This is a genomic window from Lyngbya sp. CCY1209, from assembly GCF_035615495.1.
Taxonomy (GTDB): domain Bacteria; phylum Cyanobacteriota; class Cyanobacteriia; order Cyanobacteriales; family Microcoleaceae; genus Limnospira.
Genome location: NZ_JAJENU010000106.1, coordinates 1 through 821 on the forward strand (window position 1 = coordinate 1; position 821 = coordinate 821).

An 821-nucleotide genomic window follows, 5' to 3' on the forward strand; every position below is an offset into this window, starting at 1 on the left:
AAACTCGGGTCTAGAAACCGGGTTTCTATTGAGATCTCGGGGGAAAATCAAAGATGCTTCTAGAAACCGGGTTTCTTCTTTCACAGATTACTCGTCAAACATCAAATGTTGAATCGATGCGGTTTGGATCGAACGTTCCACAAAACGACGATAATTATTCGCCGAGTTAAAATGCGATCGCACTTCTTCACACTTGGGCAAACTCCCCGGCCGCAAATCCACATATTCTCGATAACTGGAAAATTCCCAATCTTCGGCTTTGTCAACTAGCTTTGCTTTGACTGGATTCAAGTGAATATATCGGGTCAACTGAAATAAATATTCATCCCGATCTACGAGAATCGCCTGAAATCGTCTTTGAAATAAGGTTCCGACCCGTTGATAAGATTTGTTGAACGCTTTGACATAAGACACGCTCAACCTTTGCATTGACTTCGAGAAATGATCCGCCCGCAAATACACCAACAGATGATAGTGATTGGGCATCAAGCAATAGGCGATAATATCGGCGGAATTTGTTTCGATCAAATATTTGTTAATTAATCTCAAAAAGTGGATGTAATTATCTCGATTAAAAAATATCGCCTGCCGATTGTGACCCCGATTATAAATATGGTAGTAGCGACCCGTTTCAAAGACGATTTGGCGACGCGGCATTTTTAACTCCTCGAAACTCGATGATAGATCTAGGATATCATAGCTTCAATAAACGGGCTCTAGAAGCCGGGTTTATCGCGTTTAGAAACTCGGGTCTAGAAACCGGGTTTCTATTGAGATCTCGGGGGGAAACCCAAGGTGCTTCTAGAAACCCGGTTTCTTTG

General features: G+C 42.3%; 1 protein-coding gene. It reads right to left on the bottom strand.

The genetic code is table 11. The features are described from left to right. Positions 1 to 87: 87 nt before the first annotated feature. Complete coding sequence (locus LKE08_RS00675; RefSeq protein ID WP_324702267.1) at positions 88 to 657, bottom strand: transposase; 570 nt, start codon at positions 655 to 657, stop codon at positions 88 to 90. Between the last annotated feature and the right edge of the window lie 164 nt (positions 658 to 821).